The organism is Agromyces neolithicus (assembly GCF_039529735.1).
GTDB classification, from domain to species: domain Bacteria; phylum Actinomycetota; class Actinomycetes; order Actinomycetales; family Microbacteriaceae; genus Agromyces; species Agromyces neolithicus.
Map to the genome: position 1 here is coordinate 427,876 of NZ_BAAANJ010000004.1, position 24,262 is coordinate 452,137.

Sequence of the window (24,262 nt, forward strand, 5' to 3'; positions counted from 1 at the left end):
CCCTCACAACTGGGTCAACGGGCGTACGCTGGAAACCGTCGAAGGGGGTTGCAATGCAAGCGAACGTCGGCGAACGCCTCGTCATCCACGGCAAGCAGGTCGGCCAGCCCGACCGGCGCGGAGAGATCCTCGAGGTGCGCGGTGAGAACGGCGGGCCGCCATTCCTCGTGATGTTCGACGACGGTCACGAGACCCTGCTCTACCCCGGGGCCGACTGCGAACTCGAGCGCCAGCACCAGACCGGCTGATCTCGCCCGAAGGACGGTCAAGCGACGGATGCTCCGCCGCGGCGCCGCGCTAGCGTGGAGGCATGTTCAACTCCTACGCGGCGATCGGCGACAGCTTCACCGAGGGCGTCGGCGACGAGTTGCCCGACGGCACGGTGCGCGGCTGGGCCGATTTCGTCGCGCTCGGACTCGCTCGGGCTGCACGTGAACCGATCGGCTACGCGAACCTCGCCATCCGCGGCCGCAAGCTCGGCCCGATCATCGACGAGCAGCTCGATGCGGCGATCGCGCTGAAGCCCGAGCTGCTGAGCTTCAACGGCGGCGGCAACGACATGCTGCGCCCCCGCATGGACGAGCAGGCCACGGCCACGAGGTTCCGCGGCGCGATCGAGCGCATCAGGGCGGCGGGCATCCACGTGCTCATGCTCAGCGGCGCCAATCCCACCGATCACCTTCCCATGGGCGGCGTCTTCGACGCGCGCGGTGCGCGACTCACGGCCGCCCTCGTCGACCTGGCCGAGGTTCCGGGAGTGACGTTCGTCGACAACTTCAACGACCGAGGGCTTCGCGACATCCGTTACTGGTCTGCCGACAAGCTGCACCTGAACTCGCTCGGGCACGCTCGCGTGGCGAGCAACGTGCTCACCGCGCTCGGCGTGCCCGTGCCCGACGAGTGGGGTGTCGCCGAGGTGGCGGCCGCTCCCCCGGGGCCGCGCAGCCGCAACACGGCGGCCTACTACCGCGAGTTCGTGCTGCCGTGGATCGGCCGCCGGCTCACCGGGCGGTCTTCGGGCGACGGCCGCACGGCGAAGCGCCCCACGCTCGAGCCGACGCCGGCCGCCTGAGCCGCGGCGCCGAGTCGGCGATGTGCTCCGCTCCGCCGTGAGTGCGCGCCGCCCACTCGGCAGGGTGCTCGGCGTCTACGCGCCGTTGAGCACCTCGGCGACGAACGCGCGCGTGCGCCTGGCCAGCCCCTCGATGCGCTCGAGCTCGTGCGTGCTCGGCTGCACCTCTGAGGGCGCGGGCGGGCGACCGAGCCGCACCGTGTCTTGACAGGCGAGGTCGCTGCAGATGTAGGTGCCGACGCTGTCGCCGCGCTCGCCCGCGGCGCCGCCCCGCCGCGCCGAGAACAGCACGACCTGATCGCCGGGCTGCTGCGTGTGGCAGAGACTGCAGATCGCCGCCCGATGGTGCGAGCCGGTGCGCTCGGCCGCGCGCAGCACGACGCCCGCGGCTGAGCCATCGAGTTCGGTGACCAGGTAGCCGCGCTGCGGGATGCGCGGATCACGCCACGCGAATGCATCGAGATGCGCCCACTCGGTGACGAAGAATCGCACGGGCAACGCGAGCTGTGCGAGCTCGGCGTCGTTCGCATTGCCGAGTGCCGAGCGGATGTCGCTCTCGACCAGCGCCTGCATGCATCCCCTCCCGTGCGACTCCTCCAGTCTACGAACCGCCCCCGTCGTCGGCGATGCGCGACGACGACCACTCCCCGTAGGTCATCGGCGGCACGTCGCCGACTCCGAACGAGGGCCCGCCCGCCGGTTCGCGATCGCTCCCGTACCCCGAACCCGGCACGATCGACCATTCGAGCTCGATGGAACTGGCACGCCAGTTCACGATCACGGCCTCGCCGTATGAGATGTCGAGGGTCGACCTGACGCGATCAGTGAGCTCGCCGGCCTGGATGACGCGCCCGAGCCCCGACGTGGCGAAGTGGTCGACGGCGACGCACTCCTCGACCCATGCGAACCAGAACTCGCGGCGCGAGAGCAGGCACACGCGGCCCTCTTCGCGGTAGGCCCAGAACTCATGACCCAGCACCCGGCCCAGCGATCGCAACGCCTCGGGCGACGTCGACTGCAGGCCCGCCGTCTCGACGACCTTGCGTGCGAGTCCACGCTCATATGCCGGCGGGAGCCGCTCGAACACCTCGAGGCCGCGCGGCGGTGACATGGCGTCCCGAAGGGAACCGAGCACGGGCATCGCGGCCATCAGCGCGACCGCCAGCGAACCCACGAGCACCCAACGCGGCATCCGGATTCGCCCGGTGCGCACCGCGTCGTCGCCGGATCCGGACTCGGGATCGCCGGCCCGTGGCAACCCGATCGATGCGTGTGCCGCACGTTCTCGGTCGACGATGGCCTCGCGCGCCACGAGTTCGGCTTCGACCGCGACCAGTTCGCCGATCACCGCCTCCGACGGATCGGGCGTGCCGTAGACGATCCGTCGCAGCGTGTCGCGACGGCGTTCCAGCGGGTCATCCGCCTCTGTGCGCATCTCCTCGCCCCATGCGCCCAGTGTCGCGCACCCGGCACGCGGCCGTCAGAGAACCGTGCCAGGCGTTCAGGCGAGCGGGCGCAGGCCTCAGGGCGTGGCGGAGGTGGGGCTGACCTCGGCGTCGGCATCGGCCCCGGAAGCAGTGCCGGCCGCGCCGCCGCGCCCGCGGATCAGGAATCCGAACGCGAGGGCGACGAAGAACATCAGCACGCCGTAGACCGCCGCCGGCAGGCTCATCTCGACGCTGCCGATGACGGTCTGGGCGATCACGATCGCGAGCGTCGCGTTGTGGATGCCGATCTCGAACGAGCTCGCGATCGACTGGCGGCGGTCGACCCTGAGCAGGCGCGGCACGAGGTAGCCGATGCCGAGCGAGATCACGCAGAACAGAACCGTGATGCCGGCGAGGCGCCCGGCGTTCTCGATGAGCAGGTCGAGGTTCGCGGCGATCGCACCGGCGATGACGACGACGAGGATGACGACCGAGGCGATGCGCACGGGCTTGTCCATGCGATCGGCGAACGCGGGCTTCCACCAGCGCACGAGCATGCCCGCCACGACCGGCAGCAGCACGATCGCGAACACCTCGAGAACCTTGGCGAGCTGCAGCCCGAGTCCGTCGCCCTGGGGCATGAAGTACAGGATCGCGAGGTTGGTGATGAGCGGCAGCGTGACCACGGCGATCACCGAGTTGATGGCGGTGAGCGAGATGTTGAGCGCGACGTCACCGCGGAACAGGTGGCTGTAGAGGTTCGCGGTGGTGCCGCCGGGCGAGGCGGCGAGCAGCATCATGCCGACCGCGAGCACGGGCGGCAGCCGGAACAGCAGCACGAGCCCGAAGCAGATCGCGGGCAGCAGCACGAGTTGGCAGATGAGGGCGACGATCACCGCCTTCGGATGCTTCGCCACGCGCGAGAAATCGCGCGGCGTGAGGCTGAGGCCGAGCCCGAACATGATGATGCCGAGTGCGACGGGCAATCCGATGGTGGTCAACGCTGATCCCATCCGCTCAGTGTGGCGGATCCGAGGCGTTCTGGGAATGGGCAGTTTGCGACTGCGGGTCGGGCAGGTCAGCCGTGGTCGAATGCGGGTGGCGGCCGATCATCGACGCGCGGGCACCACCCGCCCGGGGCGCGGTCGTAGGCGTATGCCGGTCCGTCGGCGATGAGCGCCGCGAGTGCGGTGAGAAAGCGGTCGATGTCGTCGACGGATGTCCCGGCGCCGAGGCTCGCCCGAAGCCCGTTCGACCTCGTGGCGAGGCGGTCGAAGAGCGGGTGGGCGCAGAACCGCCCGGCGCGCACCGAGATGCCGTGCTCGGCGCCGAGTGCGGCGGCGAGGAGCCCGATCGATCCGCGGTCGAGCTCGATGGTGGCGATGCCGAGCCGGTCGTCGACGTCGTCGAAGCCCCGGATGACCCGCACGCCTGCCTGGGCGACGAGCCCGGCGTGCAGGCGCTGGGTGAGTGCGTGCTCGTGCGCCGCGCGTGCCTCGTCGCCGAGCCGCTCGAACTCGGCGAGCGCCCGGGCGAGCGCGACGATGCCGATGACGTTCGGCGTGCCGGCTTCATGCCGGTCGGGGCCGGTCTTCCACGAGACGTCGTCGATGCCGACCGATTCGACCGCACCGCCGCCCGCGAGGTGCGGCGGGGCCGCGTCGAGCCAGTCGGCGCGGCCGACCAGTGCGCCTGCGCCGTATGGGGCGTAGGCCTTGTGGCCCGAGAACGCCAGGTAGTCGACGCCGAGCGCGGCGATGTCGACCCTTCGGTGCGGCAGCAGCTGGGCGCCGTCGACGGCGAGCCGCGCGCCATGCGAGTGGGCGAGGTCGGCGAGGTCGGCGATCGGCAGCACCTCGCCGGTGACGTTCGACGCGCCGGTGACCGACAGCAGCGCGGCCCGACATCGACCGAGTTCGGCATCGAGCGCGTCGAGCGTCGTGGCGAACGACGAGCGGCCCACGACCACCCGGCGGCCACCGTCGCGCCACGGCAGCAGGTTGGCGTGGTGCTCGATGTCGAGCACCACGGTGTCGCCGGGCACCGCGCTTGCGAACAGATTGAGCGCGTCGGTCGTGTTGCGGGTGAACACGACGAGGTCGTCGTCGCGCGCGCCGACGTGCCGTGCGACGGTCGCGCGCGCGCCCTCGACGAGCGCCGTCGTCTGCTGTGACGGGTACCCCGTTCCCCGGTGCACGCTCGCGTAGTAGGGCAACACGCGTTGCACGTGCTCGGCGACCGACTGCAGCGCAGGCGCCGACGCGGCGACATCGAGATTGACGTGCCGCATGCGACCGCCCCCGAGCACGGGCACCTCGAGGCCCGCGTCGGCGAGCAGCGCGAGCGGTTCGAGCGAGGCCGGGGCCGGGACATCCGCTCGCCCGATGGGCGCAGCCGACCCGACCGTCGCGACCGACGAGATCACTCGCGCGCCGCTCACGCGCCGAACCCCGCCGTCTCGAACTCGCTGCGCGCGACGTGCACGTTGTCGGGCCGCTCGAGCCCGAGCGAGTCGCGCAGGGTCTCGCCCTCGTACTCGGTCGGGAACACGCCCCGGCGCTGCAGCTCGGGCACGACCCCGAGCGCGAACGCGTCGAACTGCGCCGGCTGAACAGCCGAGAGCACGTTGAACCCGTCGACCGCGCCCGCATCGGCCCACGCCTCGAACTCGGTGGCGATGTCGTGCGCCGTGCCCACGATGACCGAGGCGTTCACGGATGCCGCGACCACGAGATGGCGCAAGGTCGGCGGCCGTTCGCCATTCGGACTGCGGCCGGTGCGCTCGGCGACGATCTCGACGAGCTGCTGCCCCACGGCACTGAACTCGGCGACGAGCCCTGGCGTCACGGCACGATCGGGCGACACGCCCGAGAGGTCGAGGCCGACGAGCGTCGAGAGCTGCGCGAGCGAGCGGTTGGCGGGGAACGCCGCGGGCGGGCCGTCGGGCCAGTCCTCGGCGATCTGCACGAGCTCCGACAGCTCGTCGGCGATCGCCTGGGCGTGCTCGCGGGTCTCGCCGACGATCGGCAGCACGGGCGCGATGACCTTCAGGGTGCGGTCGTCGCGGCCCGACTCGAACGCGAGTGACCGCAGTTCTTCGCGGATCGCGACGGCGTGCTCGAGGTCGCTCACCGCGACGAGTGCGAGGTCGGCGTGCTGCGCCGCGAACACCCGCGCGCGCGGCGAGGTGCCCGCGTGCACGATCGGCAGGTGTCCCTGCACCGGGCGTGCGACGTTCAGCGGTCCGTCGACGCTGAGGAATTGCCCCCGGAAGTCGGTGGGGTGCAGCTTCGACGGGTCGAGGAACACGCCGGATGCGGCATCCGCCACGATCGCGTCGTCTTCGAACGAGTCCCACAGGCGCCGCAGAACCTGGTCGAACTCCGCGGCGCGCTCGTAGCGCGAGGCGTTGACGACGGCGAAGTCCTGCCCGTGGTTGCCCGCCGCTCGCGGCTCGGAACCGGTGGCGAGGTTGAGCCCGGCACGGCCGCCCGAGAGCAGGTCGATCGACGCGGTCGTGCGCGCGAGCGCATAGGGGTCGGCGTACCCGGTGTTGGCGGTCGCGATGAGCCCGATGTGCTCGGTGACCCCCGCGAGATAGGTGATCGCCGAGAGCGGGTCGATGCGCGCCACGAGGTAGGGGTCGCGGAACTCGAGGTCGTGACCGGTCGCGAGCCAGTCGCCGAAGAAGAGGTAGTCGAGCCGCGCCGCCTCGGCGATCCGGGCCGCATGCCGCAGCACCGCGCCGTCGCCACGAGGGTCGCGGTGCGCTCCCGGGTACCGCCACCCCGACGGGTAGGCGCCGATGGCCCGCACCATGGCGCCGATGATGAGTCGCGTCATCGCGCGAACCCCCTACCAGGCGACTCCGACGGGGAGTGCAGGATTCCCGAGACGGCGACGATTGAGACGGCTGGCGACATGTGCTCACGTTAGGCACGGTGCCCGGCGCACCGCACCGGGCCGCGTCGCAATCGGTCACGGCGTGACACATTTCGTCGTCGGGCGATGCTAGCGTTGAGCGATTTCAACGTTGAAATCGGAGCGAGGACCGATGACCACCACCCGAACCGACTCCCGCGGCGTGCCAACGCCGGCGCGTGCCGCACTCGGCGCCCGCACGTGGACCGCGATCCTGCTCGTCGGCCTCGCCGGCCAACTGGCGTGGGTGATCGAGAACATGTACCTCAACCTGTTCGTCTACGACACCATCTCGACCGACCCTGCGGTGATCGCCGTCATGGTGGCGGCGAGCGCCATCGCGGCGACGGTCGCGACCCTCATCGTCGGCGCCTGGTCCGACCGGCTGGGCCGCCGTCGCGAGATCATCGCCGTCGGGTACCTCGCGTGGGGCGTCGTCACCGCCGGCTTCGGCCTGTTCGGGTCAGCGGATGCCTCGGCGCAGGCCGCGCCCGTGATGATCGCCTCGATCGTGGCGATCATCGCGCTCGACTGCGTGATGAGCGTCATCGGGTCGGGTGCGAACGACGCCGCGTTCTCGGCATGGGTCACCGACTCCACCGTGCCCGCGAACCGCGGACGCGTCGACGGGTGGCTCGCGATCATGCCGCTCATCGCGATGCTGCTCGTGTTCGGGCTGCTCGACCCGATGACCCAGGCCGGGCAGTGGACGGCCTTCTTCGCCATCGTCGGCGCGATCACCGCCGCCACGGGCATCGCCGCCTGGTTCCTCGTGCGCGACCGCCACGTGCCGCGGCCTCGCTCGGGGGTGATGCGTGCGGTCGTCGACGGGCTGCGCCCGGCGACGGTGCGCCGCGAGCCCGCACTGTTCCTCACGCTCGCGATCTGGTCGGTGGTCGGCATCAGCTCGCAGGTCTTCCTGCCCTACGTGCTCATCTACCTGCGCTATTCGCTGCAGCTCGAGGCGTACGCGATCGCCCTCGGCATCGTGCTGATCCTCGCCTCGGCACTGAGCGTCGTCGCGGGCCGCGTCATGGACCGCATCGGCAAGGCGCGCTTCCTGCTGCCCGCGGTCGGGGTGTTCGCGGCCGGCCTCATGGCCATGGCGTTCGCCCACGAGTTCGCCTGGGTGATCGCAGCGGCGACGATCATGATGGCCGGCATGATGGCGTCGATCGCGACCGTCTCGGCGATGACCCGCGACCACACGCCGGCCGATCGTGCCGGCGGCGTGCAGGGGGCGCGCATGATCATGGCGATCATGCTGCCGATGGTGATCGGCCCGGCGATCGGCGCCGCGGTGATCTCGGGCGCCGCCCACACGTATGTCGAACTCGGGCAGAGCCATCCGGTGCCGGGGCCCGAGATCTTCCCCGTCGCCGCCGTCGTGCTGGTGTTCGTGCCGGCGCTCGCGATGCTGCGCACGCGCGTGCTGCGCCGAGCCGGGTCATCCGACGCAGCAGAAGCGGGCACCGCGTGAGCCGCCGCACCCCGTGGGCCGACGCGATCGACCCCGAACGCGTGCTCGCCGAGTACCCGCGCCCGCAGCTCGTGCGCGACAGCCACCTGAACCTGAACGGGTACTGGCAGTACGCGATCAGCGCCGACGCGCGGCGCCCCGCGAGCTGGGACGGGCGCATTCTCGTGCCGTTCTCGCCCGAGGCCGACCTCTCGGGCGTCGGGCGACAGCTGCAGCCGGGCGAGCATCTCTGGTACCGCCGCGACGTGAGGCTGCCTGACGGGTTCCTGCGCGAGCGCGTGCTGCTGCATTTCGGCGCGGTCGACCAGAGCTGCCGGGTGTACGTCGACGATGCGCTCGTCGGTTCGCACAGCGGCGGGTACCTTCCGTTCTCGATCGACGTCACCGAGGCGCTCGCCGACGGCGACGTGCACACGCTCGTCGTCGACGTCGTCGACCCGAGCGACACGTCGTTCCACTCGCGCGGCAAGCAGTCGCTCGAGCGCGGCGGCATCTGGTACACGGCGCAGTCGGGCATCTGGCAGACGGTCTGGCTCGAATCGGTGCCCGAGCTGCACGTGCGCGCGCTCGAGCTGCGCCCCGTGCTCGCCGACGAGACGATCGAGGTCGTCGTCGAGGCATCCGATGGTGCTGGGGCATCGGGTGATGCCAGGGCAGCCGGTCCGTCTGAACGAGGCGACGCACCCGACGCGACCGTCGTCGTCTCGGCCGACGGCCACGAGGTCGCCCGGGCGGTCGGCCCGGCCGGACGCACCCTCGTGCTGCCGGTGCCCGATCCGCGGCTGTGGAGCCCCGACGACCCCTTTCTCTACGACGTCGAAGTGCACCTCGGCGACGACCGCGTCGAGAGCTACGTCGGCATGCGCTCGGTGGGCATCGCCCCCGACGCCGACGGTCGGCAGCGGCTGATGCTGAACGGCGAGCCCGTGTTCCACGCCGCCGTGCTCGACCAGGGCTACTGGCCCGACGGGCTCTACACCCCGCCGTCAGACGAGGCGATGGTGCACGACATCCGCACCATGAAGCAGCTCGGGTTCAACGCGCTGCGCAAGCACATCAAGATCGAACCGATGCGCTGGTACCACCACTGCGACCGGCTCGGCATGCTCGTGTGGCAGGACATGGTCAACGGCGGGCGCCGCTACCACCCGGCGGTCATCACCGTGCCGGTGAAGGTGCCGGTGCGCCTCGACGACCGGCGGCACCGGCTGTTCGGCCGCCACGACCGCGAGGGCCGCGAGGAGTTCCTGACCGAGCTCGATGAGACCGTGCGGCTGCTGAAGAACTCCCCCTGCGTCGCCGTGTGGGTGCCGTTCAACGAAGGGTGGGGTCAGTTCGATGCGCTCGACGCCGCCGAACGCGTGCGTGCGCTCGACCCCGACCGGGTCATCGACCACGCCAGCGGCTGGCACGACCAGGGCGGGGGCGACCTGCGCAGCCTGCACGTCTACTTCCGCCGGCTGAAGGTACAGCGGGCTCGGCAGCGCGAGCGCCGCGCCATCGTCGTCTCGGAGTACGGCGGCTACAGCCTGCGACTGCCGGGGCACGAGTTCGGCCCGCGCGAATTCGGCTACCGGCGCTACCGCAGCATCGCGGAGCTCACCGAGGCGTTCGTGCGCCTGCACCGCGACGACGTGCTGCCCGCGATCGACGACGGCCTCGCCGGCATCGTCTACACGCAGCTGGCCGACGTCGAAGACGAGCTGAACGGCCTGGTGACCGCCGATCGCACCGTGCACAAGGTCGACCCCGATCGGGTGCGCGACGTCAACGCAGACCTGGTCGCGCGGTTCGCCGCGGCGACCCGCCCGACGCACGTGGGGAACCGCGCATGACCGCTCCATCCGCCCGCCGCTCGGCGGGCCCCACCCTGAAAGACGTCGCCGCGATCGCGGGCGTCTCGTACCGCACCGTCTCGAACGTGATCAGCGGGCGTACCCCGGTGAGCCTGCCGACGCGCGCCCGGGTCGAGGCGGCGATCGCCCAGGTCGGCTATCGGCCGCAGCTCGCCGCGCGCCAGTTGCGTGTCGGCCGCAGCAACCTGCTCACCCTGTCGGTGCCGTTCCTCTCGCTGCCGTACTTCGCCCAGCTCGCCCACGCGGTCGTCGGCGCCGCCGAGCAGGTCGGCTACGACGTCGTCGTCGACGAGACCCACGGCGACCCCGAGCGCGAACTGCGGGCGGCGTCGGGGTACGGCGCCCTGCTCACCGACGGCATCGTGCTCTCGGCGATGTCGATCAACGACACGCAGATCGTCGCGGCGCGCGGCCGCACCCCGCTCGTCGTGCTGGGCGAGCGCATCCGTGCCGCCCGCGTCGACCGTGTCGTCGTCGACAGCGTCACCTCGACGCGTGATGCGACCGCGCACCTGATCGCGTCGGGTCGCCGACGGCTTGGCTTTCTCGGCACGGTTCCGGATGCCTCGAGCGGGGCCTCTGCGGCCGACCTGCGGCTCGAGGGGTTCCGCACCGCGCTGCGCGCCGCCGGCCTCGACGCCGACCCCCGCCACATCGTCGCGGTCTCGGCGTGGGATTCGAGCGCACCCGACGGCGACTACTCGCGCGAAGAGGGCTACGCCCGAACGCTCGCACTGCTCGACGGAATCGACGGAATCGACGGGCTCGACGGGCTCGTGTGCGCCAACGACATGCTCGCTGTGGGCGCCCTGCGCGCCTTCCGCGAGGCCGGCATCGACGTGCCCCGACGTGTGGCGGTCGTCGGCTGGGACGATTCACCCGAGTCGGCGTTCACCGCTCCGGCCCTCACGAGCATCGCGCCCGATATCGCCGGCATCGCCCGACTCGCCGTCGCTTCGGTGCTGCGGCTGGTCGACGACCCTCGCTCGCCACCGCGCGTGGAGCAGGCGCCGTACCGTCTCGTGCGCCGCGAGTCGGCGCCGTAGGTCGACGGCCTGGATCGGCCGCCGGCTCACTCGTCGCCGGCGCGGCCGCTCTTGTGGCGTGGCTTTCGAGCCGGGGCGTCGCCGCGGTCGTCACGCTCGTCGCGCCGGTCGCGGTCATCACGGCCGTCACGATCGTCGCGCGGCGGGCGGCTACGGCGGTCGCCGCGATCGCCGCGGTCGGTGCGACGATTCGGCGCACCGCGGTCGGGCCGCAGCTCGATGAGCCGACCCGAGATGCGAGTGCCGTCGAGTCGCTCGAGGGTCTCTCGCGGCAGGTCGGCCGGCAGCTCGACAAGCGAGAACTCGGGGCGGATCTGGATGGCGCCGAAGTCCTCACGGCTGAGGCCGCCCTCGTTCGCGAGCGCGCCGACGATCTGGCGCGGCTCGACCTTGTGGCGCTTGCCCACGGCGATGCGGTACGTCGCCATCGGGCCGGTGCTGGGCCGCTGACGACGATCGGGACGGTCGCCGCGGTCGCGACGATCGCCGCGTTCGGGTCGTTCGCCACGGGCCGGTCTCTCCGACCACTCGCGCTCCGCGCGGCGGGGCCGGTCGGGCTCGGGCTCGAGCAGCAGCGGCGTCTCGCCCTGGGCGACCACGGCGAGCGCGGCGGCGACGTCGACCTCTGGCACGTCGTGGTTGCGCACATAATGGGCGACGATGTCGCGGAACCCCTCGATGCGCTCGGCGGCCGAGAGCGCCTCGGTGATGCGGTCGTCGAACCGGGCGAGCCGGGTGACGTTGACCTCGTCGACGCTCGGCAACTGCATCTGCGTCATCGGCTGCTTCGTGGCCTTCTCGATGCGGGCGAGCAGCCCGCGCTCGCGCGGCGTCACGAAGCTGATCGCGTCGCCCGTGCGACCCGCGCGCCCGGTGCGCCCGATGCGGTGCACATAGGGTTCGCTGTCGGTGGGGATGTCGAAGTTCACCACGTGGCTGATGCGCTCGACGTCGAGGCCGCGGGCCGCGACATCCGTTGCCACCAGAATGTCGAGCTTGCCCGACTTCAACTGGTTGACGGTTCGCTCGCGCTGCACCTGCGCGATGTCGCCGTTGATGGCGGCGGCCGAGTATCCGCGGGCGCGCAGCTTCTCGGCGAGCTCTTCGGTGACGTTCTTGGTGCGCACGAACACGATCATGCCCTCGAAGTTCTCGACCTCGAGAATGCGGGTGAGCGCATCGACCTTCTGCTGGAACGACACCACCAGGTAGCGCTGGGTGATGTTCGCCGAGGTCTGCGTCTTCGTCTTGACGGTGATCTCTTCGGGGTCGTGCAGGTACTGCTTCGAGATGCGGCGGATGGCCGCGGGCATCGTCGCCGAGAACAGGGCGACCTGCTTGTCGTCGGGCGTGTCGGCGAGGATGGTCTCGACGTCTTCGGCGAAGCCCATCTTGAGCATCTCGTCGGCCTCGTCGAGCACGAGGTACTTGAGCTCCGAGAGGTCGAGCGTGCCCTTGTCGAGGTGGTCCATGATGCGGCCGGGCGTGCCGACGACGATATGCACGCCGCGGCGCAGCGCAGACAGCTGCACGCCGTAGCCCTGCCCGCCGTAGACCGGCAGGATGTGCACGCCGCGCAGGTGCGCCGCATACCGCTCGAACGCCTCGCAGACCTGCAGGGCGAGCTCGCGGGTCGGCGCGAGCACGAGCGCCTGCGGCGTCTTCTGCGACACATCGAGGCGCGCGAGGATCGGCAGCGCGAACGCCGCGGTCTTGCCCGTGCCGGTCTGCGCGAGGCCCACGACGTCGCGCCCGCCGAGCAGCGTCGGAATGGTCGCGGCCTGGATCGCCGACGGCGTCTCGTAGCCGACGTCGTCGAGCGCCTTGAGCACCGGGCCGTCGAGTCCGAGGTCGGAGAACGTCGTGGCGGGCTGCTCGGCAGCCGCTGCCTCGACGGGTGCGTCGTCAGTAGTCACGCTTCAGGGTAGTCCGCGCAAGCTGTGAGCGAGCGGATGTCGCGTGCCTCGCCTCGACCGCCGGCGCGGGCCGGCCCCAGCCGCGGCAGGTGCGGCGGGCCGTGAGGGGCTAATCGGGCTTCTTCGGCCCGCCGGGCGTGCCCTTGCCCTTTCCGTTGTTGCCGGGGTGGTCGGTGGAGGGCTCGGGCGTGTCGCTCGGCTCGGGCTCGGTGGTCGGCTCGGGCAGGTCACCCGGCTCGGGCGTGGGTGCCGCCGTCTCGGACGGGCCGGTGGTCGGCTCGGGAACGCGCAACGGCGGGGCCGGGGTCGGCAGGATGGGGCCGGACGGGCCATCGCTCTCGGTGCCGCCCGGCTCGGGGGCCGCCCGGCCGTCGCGAACCGACGTCTGGGAATCTTCGCTGAACGCCGTCTCGCTGACGGTGCGCATGAGTGCGGCACCGCTGCCGATCGCGATGACCGCGACGATGACCGAGACGGTCAGCAGGGCGCCCAGTCGATGCGCCGACAGCCACGCGGCGACTCGCGCGACGAGCGGCGCGGCTGGATCGAGGAGCGCAGCGAACAGCAGCGTGAACCGCGACTTCGGCGCGGCGCGGCGACCGCGGGTCGGCAAGGTGTCTTCGTCGATCTCGTTGTCGTCGATGCCGGTCATGCTCACCCCGCTTCAGTCTCTCCGCACGAGACCCCGCCCATGGGGGTCATCGGGCATCGATATCGAGGATACGTCAGTCGGGCGGCGACGGGCAGACCCGCTCGCCGTCGGACCTACCGACCGACCTTGCCGAACAGTCCCGCGATCGGCGCGAGCACCAGGGGGCGGGCGGCGACCCACGCCGCCCCGATCACCACGAGCGAGGCCACGAAGATCCAGAAGCCCAGCCAGCTGACGGTGTCTTGAGCGGCGTACATGTGGTTGAGGTTGCGCAGCGCCCCGGTGAGGAGCACCAGCGCGACGTGCACCACGATGAACGCGACGAAATAGAGCATCACGGGGAAGTGCACGGCACGCGCCCATTCCACCGGATAGATGCGGTTCAGGGTCTTCGCGTTCTTCGGCCACAGCCCCGACATGCGCACGCCGGTGACCACCGCGAGCGGCGCCGCGATGAAGATCGTCACGAAGTAGGCGAGCACCTGCAGGCTGTTGTAGTTCACCCACCCGTTCTCGAGCGGCCAGTCGAGCGAGACGTACTGCAGGGCAGCCGACACCGCGTTCGGGATGTAATCCCAGCTCGTCGGCACGACCCGCATCCACTGCCCCGTCACGAACAGCAGCACGACGAAGACGACGCCGTTCACGAGCCACAGGATGTCGAGCGACTGGTGGAACCACAGGTTCAGGCTGATCTTGCCCGTGCCGCCCTTCGCCCACTTCGGCGTCCAATAGGCCGCCGGCCGCTTCTCGGTGCGCACCTGCAGCCCAGAGCGGATGATCAGCACGATCAGGAACACGTTGAAGAAGTGCTGCCAGCCCAGCCACGCCGGCAGCCCCACAGGAGCCCCCTCGGGCAGGTGCGTCTCGCCGGGATAGGCGGCGAGGAAGTCCTGCATGAAGTCGAGCCTGATGAACCAGTTCACCGCGACCACCGCGAACGTCGCCGCGAGCAGCAGCGCGAACCCGCCGATCACTGCCGAGCCGACCAGTTGCCCGGTCGTGTAGTCGCCGAAGCGTCCGGGTTTCGGCGCGGGGGCGGATGCGGGTCGGCGCTGCGCGGGGGCCGGGCGGGCAGGGGCCGGGCGGGTGGGTGCGGGGCGCGTTGCAGCGGCGAGCGGGACTCGCGCGGGTCGCGCCGGCGGGGCGGTCGTAGCGGATGTCGCGGGCACGGGTTGCTCGATGACGACGGGTTGCTCGGCGACTGCGGGCAGGTCGACGACTGCGGGTTGCTCGGGTGCCGCCGGCATCGCCGCTGCCGCAGGTGCCTGGTGCGCGGCGACCGCGAGCGCCGGAGCGAACCCCGCGGGCGGCCACGGCTCGGCACCCTTGACGCGCGGCAAGCCGCGACGGAGCGGACGATCAGAGGTCTCAGCCGCGGCGGCGGGTGTCGCCGTGGCCGTCGCGGCGGCGGCAGCGATCGGTACTGCCGGCTCGGCCGCGGCCGGCACGACCGCGGCCGGCGCGACAGCGACCGGCGCGGTGCCCTCTGGCGGCCACGGGTCTCCCCCGGCAACGCGCGGCAGCCCGCGCCGGATCGATCGCGCGGGCCCAGCTGCAGCGGCAGCGACGCCCGAGCCGTCGGGAATGGCCGCGGCCGCGGCATCCGTCATCTCGACGCTGGGCGCAACCGGCGGCGCCGCAGCCTCGGCGACGGACCCAGCCGCTGCATCGACGGCGACGGGCGCCGTGCCCAGCGGCGGCCACGCGTCGCCGCCGGGCTCGCGCGGCAGTCCCCTGCGAAGTGTCGGCGGGTAGGTGGCCACCGCTCAGCGCTTCCGTTCGGCGAGCGCGCTGATCAGCTGCGGCACGACGGTGAAGACGTCGCCGACGACGCCGAAGTCGGCGACCTCGAAGATCGGCGCATCGGGATCTTTGTTCACGGCGACGATGTTCTTGGCGGTCTGCATGCCCGCCTTGTGCTGGATCGCACCCGAGATGCCGAGGGCGACGTACAACTGCGGCGACACCGAGACACCCGTTTGGCCGACCTGGTGGTTGGCCGGGATGTAGCCCGCGTCGACCGCGGCTCGCGATGCACCGACGGCGGCACCGAGCGCGTCGGCCAGTTCTTCGACGAGCACGAACTTCTCGGCCGAGCCGAGCCCGCGGCCGCCCGACACGACCTTCGTCGCGCCCCGCAGTTCGGGCCGGCTCGAGGCGGCTTCGACGGCCTCGACCGACTCGATGGTCGCCGAGGCCGCGCCCGAGGGCGGCACCTCGAGCGTCTCGAGGGCGATGGGTCGCGCGTCGGCGCGTGCTTCGATCGCGCCCTGGCGAACGGTGACCACCAGCGGGCCGAACGTCGCGGCGGAGTCGAGGTTGTAGGCGCCGCCGTACACCGAGTGCCGGGCGACGACGCCCTCGGCGTCACGTGCGAGCCCGATCGCGTCGACGGCGATCGCGGCGCCAGTGCGTGCGGCGAAGCGACCCGCGACGTCGCGCCCCTCGATCGAGTTCGAGATGAGCGCCGCGTCGGGCGCGACGACCGCGGCGGCCGCGGCGAGCGCATCGACCTGCGGCACGGTGAGCTGGGTCTTCGCGGCGTCGGTCTCGGCGACGAGCACACGCTCGGCGCCGGCTGCGGCGGCTTGCTCGGCGACCGCCTGCGCCTGCCCGGGCGCCGTGACGGCGAGCGCCACCGGGGTTCCGATGAGCGCGGCGGCGCCGAGCAGGCCGGCCGTGCTCTTCGCGAGCTCTGCGGTCGGCGACGTCTCGAGCAGGACGAGGATCGAGTCAGCGGGATAGTCGGTCATGATCGTCCTCTCAGGCCAGCCGGTTCTCGATGAGGAACTCGGCGATCTTCGTGCCGCCGTCGCCCTCGTCGGTGATCTTCACACCCGCCGCACGCGGAGGCTTCTCGGCGATCGCGGTCAAGATCGACGCCGCCACCGAGAGGTCGTGCGGCTCGATGCCGAGGTCGGCCGCGGTGAGCGTCTCGAACGGCTTCTTCTTCGCCGCCATGATGCCCTTGAAGTTGGGAAGCCGCGCATCGGGAAGCGCCTCGGTGATCGAGATCACGGCCGGCAGCGGGGCGCTCACGCGCATGGCCGCGTCGTCGGTGCTGCGCGTGCCGGCCACCGTGTCGGCGGTGATCTCGACTGACGACAATGCGGTCACGTTCGGCACCTCGAGCAGTTCGGCGAGCATGGCGGCGAGCACGCCGCCGCTGCCGTCGGTCGAGAGGTTGCCGGTGATCACGAGATCGAACCCGGCACGCCGGATCGCGGCGGCGAGCGTGCGCGCGGTCAGCCCGAGGTCGGCTCCGGCGAGGTCTGGGTCGGCGATGTGAATTGCGGATGCCGCTCCCATCGCCAGCCCCTTGCGGATCGTCGCCGCAGCGCTCTCGGGCGCCATCGACAGCACGACGACCTCGACGTCGCCGGCCGAACCGGCCGAACCGGCGTGCGCGAGGGCCACCTCGAGGGCGCGCTCGCTGATCTCGTCGAGCACCGATTCGCTCGCGGCGCGATCGGCGAGGCCCGTCTCGAGGTCGAGTTTGCGCTCGCCATACGTGTCGGGGACCTCTTTCACGAGGACGATGATCTTCATCGGGGCCCGGGTCCTTTCGCTCTGCCGGTGAGCAGCATCGCTCACCGGCACCAGTTAATCATGCCTAACTCAGCGCGGCCGCGTGGATTGTGCCGACCCTACAACTTGCTCACGAGATCGCGGCCGACGATCAGCCGCATGATCTCGTTCGTGCCTTCGAGAATCTGGTGCACGCGCAGGTCGCGCACCACGCGCTCGATGCCGTACTCGTGCAGGTAGCCGTAGCCGCCGTGCAGTTGCAGCGCCGAGTTCGCGACATCGAAGGCGGCATCGGTTGCGAATCGCTTCGCCATCGCGCACGCCGGTACGACATCGGATGCCCCGTCGTCGAGCTTCGCCGCGGCGCGCTGCAGCAGAGCCCGTGCGGCCTGAAGATCGGTCTCCATGTCGGCCAGCGTGAACATGACCGCCTGGTTCGTCGCGAGCGGTGCCCCGAAGGTCTCGCGTTCGCTCACGTAGCGCAGCGCGCGCTCGAGCGCCCATTGGGCGCCGCCGATCGAGCACGCCGCGATGTTCAGGCGGCCACCGTTGAGTCCCTTCATCGCGATGCCGAACCCTTCGCCTTCGGCGCTGAGGCGGTTCGCGATGGGCACCCGCACGTCTTCGAAGACGACCTGCCGAGTGGGCTGGGCGTTCCAGCCCATCTTCTGCTCGTTGCGCCCGAAGCTCAGGCCGGGAGTGCCGTCGGGCACCACGATCGCGCTGATGCCCTTTGGACCTTGGTCACCGGTGCGCGCCATGACCACGTAGACCGCCGACGAACCCGCACCCGAGACGAACTGCTTGACGCCGTTGATGACGTACTCGTCGCCCTCGCGACGGGCCGACGTCGTGATCGCCGCGGCATCGGACCCCGCGCCCGGCTCGGTGAGGCAGTAGCTGCCGAGGTCGGTCATCGCGGTGAGGCCCGGAATCCAGCGCTCGCGCTGGGCGACGTCGCCGAACGTGTCGATCATCCAAGCCACCATGTTGTGGATCGAGATGTACGCGGCGATCGCCGTGTCGCCCTTGGCGAGCTCTTCGAACATCGCGACCGCATCGAGCCTCGAAAGGCCCGAGCCGCCGAAGTCCTCGCGCACGTAGACTCCGCCGAGGCCCAGCTGGCCTGCTTTGCGCAGCGTATCGATCGGGAAGTGCTTCTCGGTATCCCAGCGCGACGCGTTCGGCGCGAGCTCTGCATCGGCGAACTCGCGCACCGCTTCGACCAGGGCGTCGCGCTCTTCGGTCATGATCCCGTTTCGGCCGGTCGCCTCACCGGGATGGAGAGGCTGCCTCTTCTCTTCATACCGGATGACGGCGGCGATGGGCTTCTGGCAGCACGAAATCGGCGGAATCGATCCACTGCGTGTTCGGTGCCCCGGGAGCGCATTCCCCGCTCCACGTGATGCCGCGCACAGACACCCCATCGGTCACTCCGCCTACGGTGCATAGGTCTAGACCTACATGCTGTAGGCTTCAGATCATGCCCCGCGCCAACCTGACCACCGCCGTCATCCAGTCGGCGGCCGCCGACATCGCCGACGGGGACGGGTACGACGCGATCACCATCTCGACCATCGCGCGCCGGTTCGGCGTGCAACCCGCCAGCCTGTACTCCCACGTGCGCGACCTCGCCGCCGTGAAAGAAGGCGTCCAAGAGCTCGCGCTCGGCGAGCTCGCCGACCGGGTCGCCGTTGCGATCGCCGGTCGCGCAACCACCGACGCGCTCCATGGGTTCGCCGACGCTCACCGCCGATACGCAACCGACCGGCCCGGCTGCTGGACTGCCGTCCAACGACCCGCCACTGAGACCACCGTCAAATCTGATGCCGCGGCACGACTATCCGCACAACTGTTGGCCGTCGTCAGCGGCTACCGCCTCCCCGCGTCCGAACTCGTGCATGCCGCACGGTTCGTCGCCGCCTCCGTCAACGGCTACCTCGCCTTGAACCGGGTCGGCGCATTCGACCACCGCACTCCAAACCCCGACACATCCTGGACCCGCACCATCGCGGCCGTCGATACCGCGCTCAGCGCCTGGCCAACCGAAGAAACAGAGAACCCATGATCTCTACCCCGATCACCGCAGACCTCATCCACGGCATCGCCGAACTCGAAATCACCGAACGCGGCGTACGCCCTCACCGGCTGCCCGAATGGGTACGCCGGCAGTTCCCCGACGCACAGCTGATGGCCATGGAATCTCAACCGTCCGGCGCGCGCCTCGCCGTCCGTACGACTGCGACAACCATCGAACTGGTCACCCACGCGGTACGTATCGCGTACCAGGGCGCCGATCGGCCACGCGGGTGCATCGACGTGCTCGTCGACGGGCAACTGTTCCTGCATGACCTCCTCGACGGCGGCGACGTCATCGAACGAGACCTGCAGACCGGCACCGCCACGTTCCGCGACGGGAATTCCCACACAACCACGATGACCGGACTGCTTCCGCACGAGAAGCTGGTCGAGATCTGGCTCCCGTACAACGAAACACTCGATCTCGTTTCCTTGCACTCCGACGCGCCGCTCGCCGCGCATGACGCGCAAGCACCGGTCTGGATGCACCACGGCAGCTCGATCAGTCACGGCACGAACGCCGCCTCCCCGACTGAGATCTGGCCTGTCATCGCCGCCCGCGCCGCCGGCGTCGAGCTCCACAACCTCGGCTTCGGCGGCAACTCACTCATCGACCCGTTCGTCGCCCGCGTGATCCGAGACCGTCCGGCCGACATGATCAGCGTCAAACTCGGCATCAACATCGTCAACATCGACGCCATGCGGCTCCGTGCGTTCACCCCGGCGGTCCACGGGTTCCTCGACACGATCCGAGACGGGCACCCTGACACCCCGCTACTCCTCGTCTCGCCGATCTACAGTGGCATCCACGAAACGACGCCCGGGCCAGCAGCCGTCGACCCTGCGTCGCTCGGCACCGAACAGGTACGGTTCATCGCCACCGGCGACCCGGCCGACGTCGCGCACGGCCGCCTCACCCTCGAAGTCATCCGCCGCGAACTCGCCGGTGTCGTCGAACAGCGCGCCGACCCCAACCTCTACTACCTCGACGGCACCACCCTCTACGGCGAAACCGACGCCGCCGTGCTGCCGCTGCCCGACGCCCTGCACCCCGACAACGCGACCCATCACCTGATCGGGCAACGCTTCGCCGAGCTCGTGTTCGCCAACCAGATGTTCGCATGGTCTGACGCCTGTACGCGAGTCGACCGCGGGACTTGACCTCCGATCTGGGACACGCTGAATCCAGCACGACGCTGGAATCCTTTGCGACTGGGTTGGTCGATGACGTCCTCGGGGCGGCCTGCCTCGACGATCACCCCGCCGTCGAGGAACACCTCCTGGTCGGCGACGCCGCGGGCGAACCCGATCTCGTGTGTGACGACGATAATCGTCGTGCCGTCGTTCGCGAGCTGGCGCATGACGTCGAGCACGTCGCCGACGAGGTCGGGGTCGAGCGCCGACGTGGGCTCGTCGAAGAGCATGAGCTTCGGATCCATCGCGAGCGCCCGCGCGATCGCAACGCGCTGCTGCTGCCCGCCCGAGAGCCCTGCGGGGTAGTGGCCCGCGAAGTCCGCGAGGCCGACGCGGTCGAGGAGCTCTTTCGCCCGCGTCTTCGCCCACGTGCGCCGCATGCGGGCGATGCCGACTGGAGCTTCGGTATGTTCTCGAGCGCGGTCAGGTGCGGGAACAGGTTGAACCGCTGGAACACCATGCCGATGTTCCGCCGCTGCCGGGCGATCTGCCTCGGAGTCATCTCGTGCGTGTTGTGCCCGGCCTGCCGATACCCGATGAGGTCGCCGTCAACGATGATGCGATCGAGTGACAGCCGTGTGGAAGGGTGGGACTCGCGTCGCGCGTTAGCAGCTTCGCCGACCCGTGACGGATCCTTCCCGCCGCCATCAGATCCGCTGCGCGATTCGGTGCAGCGCCGCAGCCGGCACGAGACCCGCGGTGACCGTCGCGATCTGCACGAGCGTCATGCCGAGCGCTTCGTCGGGCAGCGGCCCATCGACGATCGCGCCGAGCTCTTCGCGCAGCAACGCCAGCACCGCGGCATCCGCGAGTAATTCACGTACCGTGCGCGTGGCGAGCACGCTGCCTTCCAACGACGCGAGATCGTCGACGTCGCTGACGGGGGCCGTCTGGGCCGTGTCGCGCCCGAGCACCAGGTGCTCTTCGCCCGGTTCTCCGCGTTCGGGGAGGCCGAGCCGCACGTACTGTTCGGCCGGGGCATCCGCCTCTCGCATGAGATCGACGAGCAGGCGCAGCATCCGCAACTCGAGCTCGTCGTCGACGATCGGCGCGTTCTGCCCCGGGTCGTTCTCGAGGTCGAACAGCAGCGACCCGAACGCAGCGGGATTGGTCGGCGCGAAGGCCGGGAGCTTCAGCACCGGCATCCCCTTCGTGAACGGGCGAGGTTCGACGAGTTCGGCTCGGCTCAGCACCTCGGGTCCGATCCGCCCCCGCATGTTCATCGGCATGAGGGTGTACTCGGCGAGCGGCTGGTTGTCGGGGGTGACACAGGCCCGCATGTACACGTACCGACCGTCGGTCACGTTGGCGTGGCCGCCGTGGATGCCGAAGAGTGCGGCCTCGCGTATCGGCGTGTCGTCGTGGATGACACCCGCGAGCGAGTGCCCTTGCATGTCGCGCGTGCGGGAGACCCCGAAGAAGTCGAGCAGGGTCGGGCCGAAGTCGATCGTCTGCACCAACGCATCGCGAACCTCGCCTGCGGCCGGATGCCGCGGATTCCACACGAACAGCGGGGTGTGGATCGTCTCGTCGTAGAACGGCGGCACGTTCTTGCCGAGCCAGTCATGCTCGCCGAGCAGTAGGCCGTGGTCGGTGCAGACGATGAGCATCGTGTCGTCCCACATCTGGTGCTCGTCCATCGCGTCGAGCACGCGGCCGAGCGACGCGTCGCACTTCGACAGCAGCGCGAGGTAACGGTCGCGCAGGTGGTCGATCTCACCGGATGACTCGGTGACCTGTTTGTAGTCGGGCCAATCGAAGTCGGGGACCGACGTGACCGTCGGCGTGCCGTACAGCTCGTGGTACTGCGCGTAGCTGAAGAACGGCTCGTGGGGATCGAAGGTCTCGATCTGCAGCATCCACCCGTCATTGTCACGGTTGACTTCGATGAACTCGAGCCCGGCGTCGAACGTCAGCGTCTGCGGGTGATCCGCCTCGTCTTTCAGGTACTGCCGGTTGACCGCATCCTGCCTCCGCAGCTCACGGTTGGAGGCGTAGGGGGTCACGTTTGCGAGATCGGGGTCGGCGACCTGTCCCTTCCACTCGTCGCCCTCCTGCCCGCGGAAGAACTCGAAGGTCCGGAATCGCGGATGGTACGTGGCACCGCCGTCGAGCCAGTAGTGCTGGTGGTCGGTCACGAGGTGCGTGTGCACTCCCGCTTCGCCCAGCAACTGCGGCACCGAGTCGTCGAACGGCTCGAGCGGCCCCCACCCGCGGTGCAGGAAGTTGACGCGCCCCGTGTGCATCTTGCGACGTGTGGGCATGCAGGGCATGCTGCCTCCGTAGCAGTTCGCGAACTGCACGGTGCGCCGAGCGAGCCGCTCGAAGTTGGGCGCGTGCACCCCCTCGGCACCGTAGGGCGGCAGGAAGCGCCGGTTCAGGGTGTCGAACATCACGACGATGGCTTTCATCGATTCTCCTGTGGAACGGGTCAACGGACCGAACGGATACGGGTCACGGCGAGCCCACCCAGCGCCATGATGACCGCGGCGATGACGTAGAGCTCCGTGTAGCCCGCGACCGCGAGCACGAGCCATCCGACGAGCGGGGCGATCGGCAGATGCTGAACCGAGTTGACGATGCCGAGATCGCGTGCCCTGGTGGTCTCGTCGGGCAGCACGTCGGTGAGCAGCGCCTGATCGACCGCGAGGAACAGGCCGTAACCGAGCCCGAGCAGCACCGCGGCGACGAGGCTCGACGTCCAGGCCGGCGAGAAGGCGAGGGTGAGCGCCGCGGCGACCTGCAGACCCGCGGCGACCACGACGAAGACCCGGCGCGAGCGCAGTCGGTCGGTGAGCGCTCCACCCGCCCATGAGGCCAGCGCACTGGCCACGAGGTAGACGAGGATCAGCACCATCAGCGCACTGTCGGCATCGTCGAGTCGGAGCACGTCGACAAGGAAGTAGAGCAGATAGGTCGTGCCGACGAGGTTGCCCGCGTTGACGAGCACCCGCGAAACGCCCGCCCAGGCGAAGTCGCGGTTCGCGCTCGACCATTGGAGCCTGCGCCGCACCGGCCGCGGAGAGATGTCGATTCTCGGCTCGGAGAACCCGAGGAGGAACGGCAGCGGCGCGAGCATCGCCAACGCCGCGATGACGAACCAGCTCGGCCCCACCTGCGGTACGAGCTCGGTGACGATGACCATGCCGAGCGCGAGCGCGATCACCTGGGGAATGCCCATGGCCGCCGAAGCGCGGCCCCGTTGCTCGATTGGCACCTGGTCGGCGATCATCGCCGCCAGCGAGACGAGCACCGAGGACTGCCCGATCGCAACCACGCCCAGCAGCACTGCCGCAGCCTGCCATGACTCCTGGATCCCCACCAGCGCGAACGCGGAGGTCGCCGTGACGAATCCGCCGAGCGCCCAGGTGCGGCGGCGACCGAACCTCGGGTTGCTCCGGTCGCACCACCACCCGATCAGCGGCACGGCGAGCACGACGACGATCGACATCTCCGCGATGAGGAACGATGACACGCCCACCTTCTCAGATGGGTCGATCAGGCTCGCGAGCTTCACCACCATGAATTGGCCCGGCAGCATCATCAGCAGCCAGAAGCCGAACCACGCCCCGGCGAACCCGAGCAGCCACCCGCGCGTCACCGGTGTCTGCACCAAGGCGGCTGTGGTGTCCGCCGGCACGGCGGCCGCGCTCATGCGCTCAGCGACGCGTCACCGCGCGCGGCGAGGATGCTGCGGAGCCAGTGGAACGAGGTCTTGGGCGTGCGTGTTCCGGTGGCGAAGTCGACGTGCACGAGACCGAACCGTTGCGTGAACCCTGCGGCCCACTCCCAGTTGTCCATGAGCGACCACACGAAGTAGCCACGCAGCTCGAGTCCGGCTGCGGCGCCGCCCGGGGCGACCGCATCCAGCGCAGCCTCGAGGTGATCGCTGAGGAAGGCCACTCGTTCGGGATCGGGGACCGAGCCATCGGCAGCGATCACGTCGTCGAAGCTCGCGCCGTTCTCCGTGATGTAGACCGGCGGCAGCGACTCGCCATAACGTTCCTGCACCTCGGCGAGGGAGCGGGCGAACCCGCCGGGCACGATCGGCCAGCCGAACGCCGTCGTCGGCACACCCTCGAACTCCT

The 24,262-nt window shown here is 70.3% G+C and carries 21 protein-coding genes and 1 pseudogene; 7 read left to right on the forward strand and 15 right to left on the reverse strand.

Translation table 11 applies throughout. The features are described 5' to 3' along the window. Positions 1 to 53 precede the first annotated feature (53 nt). Together ABD164_RS07475 and ABD164_RS07480 are read left to right on the forward strand one after the other, a co-directional pair. On the forward strand, positions 54 to 248 hold the full coding sequence (locus tag ABD164_RS07475) for a DUF1918 domain-containing protein (RefSeq protein ID WP_344295023.1): 195 nt from the start codon (positions 54 to 56) through the stop codon (positions 246 to 248). A 62-nt stretch (positions 249 to 310) separates the two neighbouring features. Further along, the gene (locus ABD164_RS07480; RefSeq protein ID WP_344295024.1) at positions 311 to 1,072 is read left to right on the forward strand and encodes an SGNH/GDSL hydrolase family protein; all 762 of its coding nucleotides are present in this window, start codon (positions 311 to 313) and stop codon (positions 1,070 to 1,072) included. A 75-nt stretch (positions 1,073 to 1,147) separates the two neighbouring features. On the opposite strand, the gene ABD164_RS07485 is transcribed toward ABD164_RS07480, so the two are convergent. The 5 genes from ABD164_RS07485 to ABD164_RS07505 all read right to left on the reverse strand — a co-directional run bounded on the left by ABD164_RS07485 (position 1,148) and on the right by ABD164_RS07505 (position 6,342). Continuing rightward, complete coding sequence (locus ABD164_RS07485; RefSeq protein WP_344295026.1) at positions 1,148 to 1,645, reverse strand: FBP domain-containing protein; 498 nt, start codon at positions 1,643 to 1,645, stop codon at positions 1,148 to 1,150. 28 nt (positions 1,646 to 1,673) lie between these two features. Continuing rightward, positions 1,674 to 2,507: a hypothetical protein gene (locus tag ABD164_RS07490; protein ID WP_344295028.1), complete on the reverse strand. Its 834-nt coding sequence runs from the start codon at positions 2,505 to 2,507 to the stop codon at positions 1,674 to 1,676. An 87-nt stretch (positions 2,508 to 2,594) separates the two neighbouring features. Next, entirely contained in the window at positions 2,595 to 3,500 is a 906-nt protein-coding gene (locus ABD164_RS07495) for a bile acid:sodium symporter family protein (protein WP_344295030.1), read from the reverse strand. 77 nt (positions 3,501 to 3,577) lie between these two features. Next, positions 3,578 to 4,939 (reverse strand): aminotransferase class V-fold PLP-dependent enzyme, encoded by a 1,362-nt coding sequence (locus ABD164_RS07500; protein ID WP_344295032.1) that lies wholly within the window; start codon positions 4,937 to 4,939, stop codon positions 3,578 to 3,580. Next, complete coding sequence (locus tag ABD164_RS07505; protein WP_344295034.1) at positions 4,936 to 6,342, reverse strand: NtaA/DmoA family FMN-dependent monooxygenase; 1,407 nt, start codon at positions 6,340 to 6,342, stop codon at positions 4,936 to 4,938. Before ABD164_RS07505 ends, ABD164_RS07500 begins: the two co-directional genes overlap by 4 nt. 211 nt (positions 6,343 to 6,553) lie before the next feature. Here ABD164_RS07505 and ABD164_RS07510 point away from each other — a divergent pair, with 211 nt between their 5' ends. From ABD164_RS07510 to ABD164_RS07520, 3 genes are read left to right on the forward strand one after another with little or no spacing between them, the layout of a single operon-like run. After that, positions 6,554 to 7,900, forward strand: a complete 1,347-nt coding sequence (locus tag ABD164_RS07510) for an MFS transporter (protein WP_344295036.1) — start codon at positions 6,554 to 6,556, stop codon at positions 7,898 to 7,900. Then, positions 7,897 to 9,735, forward strand: a complete 1,839-nt coding sequence (locus ABD164_RS07515; protein WP_344295038.1) for a glycoside hydrolase family 2 protein — start codon at positions 7,897 to 7,899, stop codon at positions 9,733 to 9,735. Before ABD164_RS07510 ends, ABD164_RS07515 begins: the two co-directional genes overlap by 4 nt. Next, on the forward strand, positions 9,732 to 10,802 hold the full coding sequence (locus ABD164_RS07520; protein WP_344295040.1) for a LacI family DNA-binding transcriptional regulator: 1,071 nt from the start codon (positions 9,732 to 9,734) through the stop codon (positions 10,800 to 10,802). The genes ABD164_RS07515 and ABD164_RS07520 overlap by 4 nt, the downstream gene beginning before the upstream one ends. Before the next feature lie 26 nt (positions 10,803 to 10,828). On the opposite strand, the gene ABD164_RS07525 is transcribed toward ABD164_RS07520, so the two are convergent. The 6 genes from ABD164_RS07525 to ABD164_RS07550 all read right to left on the reverse strand — a co-directional run bounded on the left by ABD164_RS07525 (position 10,829) and on the right by ABD164_RS07550 (position 18,151). Further along, positions 10,829 to 12,718 carry a DEAD/DEAH box helicase gene (locus ABD164_RS07525; protein WP_344295041.1) on the reverse strand — a complete coding sequence of 630 codons (1,890 nt, stop codon included), beginning with the start codon at positions 12,716 to 12,718 and terminating at the stop codon, positions 10,829 to 10,831. A gap of 109 nt (positions 12,719 to 12,827) precedes the next feature. Next, a complete protein-coding gene (locus tag ABD164_RS07530) occupies positions 12,828 to 13,370 on the reverse strand; it encodes a hypothetical protein (RefSeq protein WP_344295043.1) in 543 nt (180 codons plus the stop codon). A gap of 113 nt (positions 13,371 to 13,483) precedes the next feature. After that, positions 13,484 to 15,136, reverse strand: a complete 1,653-nt coding sequence (locus ABD164_RS07535; RefSeq protein WP_344295045.1) for a cytochrome b/b6 domain-containing protein — start codon at positions 15,134 to 15,136, stop codon at positions 13,484 to 13,486. A 3-nt stretch (positions 15,137 to 15,139) separates the two neighbouring features. After that, positions 15,140 to 16,126 carry an electron transfer flavoprotein subunit alpha/FixB family protein gene (locus ABD164_RS07540; protein WP_344295047.1) on the reverse strand — a complete coding sequence of 329 codons (987 nt, stop codon included), beginning with the start codon at positions 16,124 to 16,126 and terminating at the stop codon, positions 15,140 to 15,142. Between the two features lie 10 nt (positions 16,127 to 16,136). Further along, positions 16,137 to 16,922 (reverse strand): electron transfer flavoprotein subunit beta/FixA family protein, encoded by a 786-nt coding sequence (locus ABD164_RS07545; RefSeq protein WP_344295049.1) that lies wholly within the window; start codon positions 16,920 to 16,922, stop codon positions 16,137 to 16,139. Positions 16,923 to 17,020: 98 nt separating this feature from the next. Next, positions 17,021 to 18,151, reverse strand: coding sequence for an acyl-CoA dehydrogenase family protein (locus tag ABD164_RS07550; RefSeq protein WP_344295051.1), 1,131 nt, complete (start codon positions 18,149 to 18,151; stop codon positions 17,021 to 17,023). A 233-nt stretch (positions 18,152 to 18,384) separates the two neighbouring features. Here ABD164_RS07550 and ABD164_RS07555 point away from each other — a divergent pair, with 233 nt between their 5' ends. Continuing rightward, positions 18,385 to 18,969: a TetR/AcrR family transcriptional regulator gene (locus tag ABD164_RS07555; protein WP_344295053.1), complete on the forward strand. Its 585-nt coding sequence runs from the start codon at positions 18,385 to 18,387 to the stop codon at positions 18,967 to 18,969. After that, a complete protein-coding gene (locus tag ABD164_RS07560) occupies positions 18,966 to 20,141 on the forward strand; it encodes an SGNH/GDSL hydrolase family protein (protein ID WP_344295055.1) in 1,176 nt (391 codons plus the stop codon). The genes ABD164_RS07555 and ABD164_RS07560 overlap by 4 nt, the downstream gene beginning before the upstream one ends. 44 nt (positions 20,142 to 20,185) lie before the next feature. Here the strand turns inward: ABD164_RS07560 and ABD164_RS07565 are convergent. From ABD164_RS07565 to ABD164_RS07580, 4 genes and pseudogenes are all read right to left on the reverse strand, one after another. Next, positions 20,186 to 20,739 (reverse strand): annotated as a pseudogene (locus ABD164_RS07565) (amino acid ABC transporter ATP-binding protein); the annotation flags it as partial. Between the two features lie 82 nt (positions 20,740 to 20,821). Beyond that, on the reverse strand, positions 20,822 to 22,585 hold the full coding sequence (locus tag ABD164_RS07570; protein WP_344295056.1) for a sulfatase: 1,764 nt from the start codon (positions 22,583 to 22,585) through the stop codon (positions 20,822 to 20,824). Between the two features lie 20 nt (positions 22,586 to 22,605). After that, positions 22,606 to 23,829, reverse strand: coding sequence for an MFS transporter (locus tag ABD164_RS07575; RefSeq protein WP_344295058.1), 1,224 nt, complete (start codon positions 23,827 to 23,829; stop codon positions 22,606 to 22,608). Further along, positions 23,826 to 24,262, reverse strand: a 437-nt coding sequence (locus tag ABD164_RS07580) for a family 1 glycosylhydrolase (protein ID WP_344295059.1), incomplete at its 5' end; no start/stop codon positions are given. The genes ABD164_RS07580 and ABD164_RS07575, both read right to left, overlap by 4 nt.

Excerpts from the sequence above, each read along its gene's own strand:
- ABD164_RS07475 (WP_344295023.1), top strand. The coding sequence starts at position 54 with ATGCAAGCGAACGTCGGCGAACGCCTCGTCATCCACGGCAAGCAGGTC.
- ABD164_RS07530 (WP_344295043.1), bottom strand. The coding sequence starts at position 13,370 with ATGACCGGCATCGACGACAACGAGATCGACGAAGACACCTTGCCGACC.
- ABD164_RS07490 (WP_344295028.1), bottom strand. The coding sequence starts at position 2,507 with ATGCGCACAGAGGCGGATGACCCGCTGGAACGCCGTCGCGACACGCTG.
- ABD164_RS07505 (WP_344295034.1), bottom strand. The coding sequence starts at position 6,342 with ATGACGCGACTCATCATCGGCGCCATGGTGCGGGCCATCGGCGCCTAC.
- ABD164_RS07570 (WP_344295056.1), bottom strand. The coding sequence starts at position 22,585 with ATGAAAGCCATCGTCGTGATGTTCGACACCCTGAACCGGCGCTTCCTG.
- ABD164_RS07555 (WP_344295053.1), top strand. The coding sequence starts at position 18,385 with ATGCCCCGCGCCAACCTGACCACCGCCGTCATCCAGTCGGCGGCCGCC.
- ABD164_RS07575 (WP_344295058.1), bottom strand. The coding sequence starts at position 23,829 with ATGAGCGCGGCCGCCGTGCCGGCGGACACCACAGCCGCCTTGGTGCAG.
- ABD164_RS07520 (WP_344295040.1), top strand. The coding sequence starts at position 9,732 with ATGACCGCTCCATCCGCCCGCCGCTCGGCGGGCCCCACCCTGAAAGAC.
- ABD164_RS07480 (WP_344295024.1), top strand. The coding sequence starts at position 311 with ATGTTCAACTCCTACGCGGCGATCGGCGACAGCTTCACCGAGGGCGTC.
- ABD164_RS07545 (WP_344295049.1), bottom strand. The coding sequence starts at position 16,922 with ATGAAGATCATCGTCCTCGTGAAAGAGGTCCCCGACACGTATGGCGAG.
- ABD164_RS07485 (WP_344295026.1), bottom strand. The coding sequence starts at position 1,645 with ATGCAGGCGCTGGTCGAGAGCGACATCCGCTCGGCACTCGGCAATGCG.
- ABD164_RS07550 (WP_344295051.1), bottom strand. The coding sequence starts at position 18,151 with ATGACCGAAGAGCGCGACGCCCTGGTCGAAGCGGTGCGCGAGTTCGCC.
- ABD164_RS07560 (WP_344295055.1), top strand. The coding sequence starts at position 18,966 with ATGATCTCTACCCCGATCACCGCAGACCTCATCCACGGCATCGCCGAA.
- ABD164_RS07540 (WP_344295047.1), bottom strand. The coding sequence starts at position 16,126 with ATGACCGACTATCCCGCTGACTCGATCCTCGTCCTGCTCGAGACGTCG.
- ABD164_RS07510 (WP_344295036.1), top strand. The coding sequence starts at position 6,554 with ATGACCACCACCCGAACCGACTCCCGCGGCGTGCCAACGCCGGCGCGT.